Raw genomic sequence first — 5934 nt, 5'->3', positions numbered from 1 at the left:
AATAACTAAAATAACTAAAATAACTAAAATAACTAAAATAACTAAAATAACTAATAATAAAAATAAATATAGGATTATATATAAAGTAAGAATAATAAGAATTAACAAGTCCGCAATGAGCTACTTTCCCCCTGCCAGTAAGGCGTAGTATCATCACCCACGATGTGCTTAGCTTCTTGGTTCGGGATGGAGCAAGGCGTCTCCACATCTGTATAATCACGGACATTGTTATTTAAATATTCTATTTAATATAGCATAATAAAAACAATCAATAAGATTTAGATATAAAAATTATTTTTATTTTAACTTTCATCTTATTCTTAAGTTTAGATGTTTTATTGAACTAAATACTTTATTGTTTTATTTTAGAATACTTAAAAAACAATGTTAAGAGCAAGTTCTAATATAAACTTTACTTATAAGATTTTATAAACTTAAGAATGTAATTTTTATATAAATATTTCATATAAAAACACCCAAAGCTTTATCAAAAACCTTAACAAGGAAGTGATGCTTAAATAAGATAAGCCAAACGCTCTATTAGTACTGGTCAGCTAAAGGACTTTCATCCATTACACACCCAGCCTATCAAACTAGTAGTCTTCTAGAGAGCTTAGAGAAGATTCATCTTAGAGTTGGCTTCACGCTTAGATGCTTTCAGCGTTTATCCGTTCCAAACTTAGCTACGCTGCGATGCTCTTGGCAGAACAACAGCTACACCAGTGGTTTGTTCAACCCGGTCCTCTCGTACTAGGGTCAAATCTCTTCAATCTTCTTACGCCCACGGCAGATAGGGACCGAACTGTCTCACGACGTTCTGAACCCAGCTCGCGTACCGCTTTAAATGGCGAACAGCCATACCCTTGGGACCTGCTCCAGCCCCAGGATGCGATGAGCCGACATCGAGGTGCCAAACCTCCCCGTCGATGTGAGCTCTTGGGGGAGATCAGCCTGTTATCCCCGGGGTACCTTTTATCCTTTGAGCGATGGCCCTTCCACACAGAACCACCGGATCACTAAGACCGACTTTCGTCTCTGCTTGACTTGTATGTCTTGCAGTTAAGCTGGCTTATACCTTTATACTCTACGAACGATTTCCAACCGTTCTGAGCCAACCTTTGTAAGCCTCCGTTATTATTTGGGAGGCGACCGCCCCAGTCAAACTACCCACCAGACATTGTCCCACTTGAGGATAACTCAAGCTGGTTAGCTACCCAAATAAGAAAGAGTGGTATCTCAACAACGGCTCATATACAACTGGCGTCATATACTCAAAGCCTCCCACCTATCCTGCACATTCTTATCCAAATAGCAGTGTCAAGCTGTAGTAAAGGTCCACGGGGTCTTTCCGTCTTGCCGCGGGTAGGAGGAATTTTCACCTCCACTACAATTTCACTGGATCCCTCTTTGAGACAGCTCCCATCTCGTTACGCCATTCATGCAGGTCGGTATTTAACCGACAAGGAATTTCGCTACCTTAGGACCGTTATAGTTACGGCCGCCGTTTACTCGGGCTTCGATCAAGAGCTTCGCTAATGCTAACCCCATCAATTAACCTTCGAGCACCGGGCAGGCGTCACACCCTATACATCCTCTTACGAGTTAGCAGAGTGCTGTGTTTTTGGTAAACAGTCGGGAGGGACTCTTTGTTGTAAGTTTCTTCGCTTTCGGAGTAAATCCTAATACGAAGCGAACCACACCTTATACCGAAGATACGGTGCTATTTTGCAGAGTTCCTTAAAGAGAGTTCTTCCACGCGCCTTAGAATACTCATCCCACCCACCTGTGTCGGTTTACGGTACGGGCAACATTAGCTAAACTTAGAAACTTTTCTTGGCTCGACGGCATCAGCAATTCTCCTCGCTGTCCGAAGACTTTGAAGAGCCTTTCAGTTCTCGGAGTATTGTTATACGGATTTGCCTATATAACCTCCTACGACCTTAGACTAGCACTTCCATCCGCTAGCTTGCTTAGCCCTAAGCGTCCTTCCATCGCACACTAATGTTGGTATTGGAATATTAACCAATTTGCCATCGTCTACCCCTTTCGGACTCGACTTAGGACCCGACTAACCCTACGATGACGAGCATCGCGTAGGAAACCTTGGGTTTACGGCGTTAATGATTCTCACATTAATTATCGCTACTCATGCCTGCATGCTCACTTCTATTCGCTCCAGCACTCCTTACCGGTATACCTTCGGCGCAAATAGAACGCTCTCCTACCACTTGATAAAATCAAGTCTACAGCTTCGGTACTTACTTTAGCCCCGTTATATTTTCCGCGCAAAATCACTAGACCAGTGAGCTATTACGCTTTCTTTAAAGGATGGCTGCTTCTAAGCCAACCTCCTGGTTGTTTAAGTAACTTCACATCGTTTTCCACTTAAGTAAGATTTAGGGACCTTAGCTGGTAGTCTGGGTTGTTTCCCTCTTGACGACGGATTTTATCACTCGCCGCCTGACTGCTGTGATTACATATAAGGTATTCGGAGTTTGATAGGGTTTGGTACATTGGTGTATGCCCTAGCCCATTCAGTGCTCTACCCCCTTATACTACGACACAACGCTATACCTAAATATATTTCGGAGAGAACCAGCTATCACGAAGTTTGATTGGCCTTTCACCCCTATCCACAAGTCATCCGGGGGCTTTTCAACGCCTATCGGTTCAGTCCTCCACTAGTTCTTACACTAGCTTCAACTTGCTCATGGATAGATCACTTCGTTTCGGGTCTGCAGCATCTGACTTAAGCGCCCTATTCAGACTCGCTTTCGCTACGGCTTCGCGTGTGCTTAACCTTGCCAGACACCACAACTCGCAGGCTCATTATGCAAAAGGCAGTCCATCACACTGTATTGCTACATAGTGCTCTGAATGATTGTAAGCAAATGGTTTCAGGTTCTATTTCACTCTGATCACCTCAGTTCTTTTCACCTTTCCCTCACGGTACTTGTGCACTATCGGTCTGGTAGTAGTATTTAGGGTTGGATCGTGGTCGACCCAGCTTCAGACAGGATTCCTCGTGTCCCGCCCTACTCAGGATACTGCTAGCTAAGGTTTGGTTTTCGTATACGGGACTATCACCCTCTATGGCTACACTTTCCAGAGTGTTCTACTAACCTTACCTATTGCACATTGCAGTCCTACAACCCCCAGTGCAAGCACTGGGTTTGCCCTCTTGCGCTTTCGCTCGCCGCTACTGACGCAATCTCTATTGATTTCTTTTCCTGTAGGTACTAAGATGTTTCAATTCCCTACGTTCGCTCCATTATGGTAGTATATATCTCTATATACTGGGTTGCCCCATTCGGAAATCTACGGATCAAAGCTTCTTGACAGCTCCCCGTAGCTTATCGCAGTCTAGTACGTCCTTCATCGCCTTTACCAGCCAAGGCATCCACCATTCGCTCTTAATAGCTTACCTTTTAAATTCATTCTAAAACGCATCACTTCCTTGTTAAAGTTTTTATGATAAGACTTTACTATCTTAAGACGGAAAGCATTTAAACACTTAATAAAACTAAATAAATTAGTCTAACTAAGCTGTGAGTTTAAAACTTGTCTTTAACTAAAAGCTAAAGAAAAGATAGTTAGGTTTTATCCTTTAACAAGTCCTGTAAAATTGTTTTTATTAAAACTTGCTTGTGACTCTTAACAATGATAATTCAAATAACATTAAATAATTAATCTAATATATAAAATATTCTATTATTTATTTAGCTTAGGTCTTAAAACCTAAAGGAAGTATATATAAAGAGTTTAAATAATTTAAAAACATAAGTAATAAAGTATTTTACTTTACTTATTGCTTTATTATTAGCTATATACTTGCTTTAAGTTTTAAAACTTTATTATATGATTGATAAACAAATCTTTTTTATGGTGGGCCTAACAAGACTTGAACTTGTGACCTCACCCTTATCAGGGGTGCACTCTAACCAGCTGAGCTATAGGCCCTTAATAAATGGTGGAGAATAGCGGGATCGAACCGCTGACCTCCTGCGTGCAAAGCAGGCGCTCTCCCAGCTGAGCTAATTCCCCAAAATTAGCTTTTCATCAATCTTTGAAATCTAAACAAGGATGATTGAGTCTATATATGAACTGATAGTTGTGAGACTTATCAGTTTGTACTCTAGAAAGGAGGTGATCCAACCGCAGGTTCTCCTACGGTTACCTTGTTACGACTTCACCCCAGTCGCTGATTCCACTGTGGACGGTAACTAGTTTAGTATTCCGGCTTCGAGTGAAATCAACTCCCATGGTGTGACGGGCGGTGAGTACAAGACCCGGGAACGTATTCACCGTAGCATGGCTGATCTACGATTACTAGCGATTCCGGCTTCATGCTCTCGAGTTGCAGAGAACAATCCGAACTGGGACATATTTTATAGATTTGCTCCACCTCGCGGTATTGCGTCTCATTGTATATGCCATTGTAGCACGTGTGTCGCCCTGGGCATAAGGGCCATGATGACTTGACGTCGTCCACACCTTCCTCCTCCTTACGAAGGCAGTCTATTTAGAGTGCTCGGCCGAACCGTTAGCAACTAAATACGTGGGTTGCGCTCGTTGCGGGACTTAACCCAACATCTCACGACACGAGCTGACGACAGCCGTGCAGCACCTGTCTCTAAGTTCTAGCAAGCTAGTACCCTCTTATCTCTAAGAGGTTCTTAGGATATCAAGCCCAGGTAAGGTTCTTCGCGTATCTTCGAATTAAACCACATGCTCCACCGCTTGTGCGGGTCCCCGTCTATTCCTTTGAGTTTTAATCTTGCGACCGTACTCCCCAGGCGGTACACTTAATGCGTTAGCTGCATTACTGAGATGACTAGCACCCCAACAACTAGTGTACATCGTTTAGGGCGTGGACTACCAGGGTATCTAATCCTGTTTGCTCCCCACGCTTTCGCGCCTTAGCGTCAGTTAAGTTCCAGCAGATCGCCTTCGCAATGGGTATTCTTGGTGATATCTACGGATTTTACCCCTACACCACCAATTCCATCTGCCTCTCCCTCACTCTAGACTACCAGTTTCCCAAGCAGTTCAACGGTTAAGCCGTTGGATTTCACAAGAGACTTGATAATCCGCCTACGCGCCCTTTACGCCCAGTGATTCCGAGTAACGCTTGCACCCTCCGTATTACCGCGGCTGCTGGCACGGAGTTAGCCGGTGCTTATTCCTTAGGTACCGTCAGAATTCTTCCCTAAGAAAAGGAGTTTACGCTCCGAAAAGTGTCATCCTCCACGCGGCGTTGCTGCGTCAGGGTTTCCCCCATTGCGCAATATTCCCTACTGCTGCCTCCCGTAGGAGTCTGGACCGTGTCTCAGTTCCAGTGTGACTGATCATCCTCTCAGACCAGTTAAGCGTCATAGCCTTGGTGAGCCATTACCTCACCAACTAGCTGATACTATATAGTCTCATCCTACACCGAAAAACTTTCCCTACTCAACTTGTGTTAAGCAGGAGTATAGAGTATTAGCAGTCGTTTCCAACTGTTGTCCTCTTGTGTAGGGCAGATTAACTATACCTTACTCACCCGTGCGCCACTAATCCACTTCTAGCAAGCTAAAAGCTTCATCGTTCGACTTGCATGTATTAGGCACGCCGCCAGCGTTCACTCTGAGCCAGGATCAAACTCTCCATAAAAAATATAGATAGTTTAATCTTTTTCTCCAAAGAAAAAGTATTTTAAAGATTAATAAAATAATCTTTAATTATTAATTGATAGATTTACATTATTAAGGTAAATCTCTGGCTCAATCGATCACTTATTTAGATTTCAAAGATTGACTATAAGATTTGATTAACAATATTAATAATTTAAAGAACAAATATAAAAAATTAAGATAAAAATCTTAAGTTTTTTAAGTCCCTTTTATTTGAAAAGGAAATGAAATTATAGCAGTAAAAGCTTAAAGTTTTATTAAA

The 5934-nt window shown here is 42.5% G+C and carries 2 tRNA genes and 3 rRNA genes; all 5 read right to left on the bottom strand.

Annotation, left to right across the window (positions count from 1 at the left end):
- Positions 1-107 precede the first annotated feature (107 nt).
- The 5 genes from rrf to L8X38_RS08295 all read right to left on the bottom strand — a co-directional run bounded on the left by rrf (position 108) and on the right by L8X38_RS08295 (position 5652).
- Positions 108-224: ribosomal RNA gene (rrf, locus tag L8X38_RS08315) — 5S ribosomal RNA — on the bottom strand.
- A 295-nt stretch (positions 225-519) separates the two neighbouring features.
- Positions 520-3427: ribosomal RNA gene (locus L8X38_RS08310) — 23S ribosomal RNA — on the bottom strand.
- A gap of 456 nt (positions 3428-3883) precedes the next feature.
- Positions 3884-3960, bottom strand: a tRNA-Ile gene (locus L8X38_RS08305).
- An 8-nt stretch (positions 3961-3968) separates the two neighbouring features.
- Positions 3969-4044: transfer RNA gene (locus L8X38_RS08300), tRNA-Ala, on the bottom strand.
- Positions 4045-4139: 95 nt separating this feature from the next.
- Positions 4140-5652: ribosomal RNA gene (locus L8X38_RS08295) — 16S ribosomal RNA — on the bottom strand.
- Together the 16S, 23S and 5S rRNA genes with 2 tRNA genes alongside form the textbook arrangement of a ribosomal RNA operon.
- Positions 5653-5934: the final 282 nt, after the last annotated feature.

The organism is Campylobacter sp. CNRCH_2014_2452 (assembly GCF_025772865.1).
GTDB lineage: Bacteria > Campylobacterota > Campylobacteria > Campylobacterales > Campylobacteraceae > Campylobacter_D > Campylobacter_D lari_D.
The sequence above is the reverse complement of the archived record's forward strand: the minus strand, read 5'-3'. Positions and strand labels throughout refer to the sequence as shown.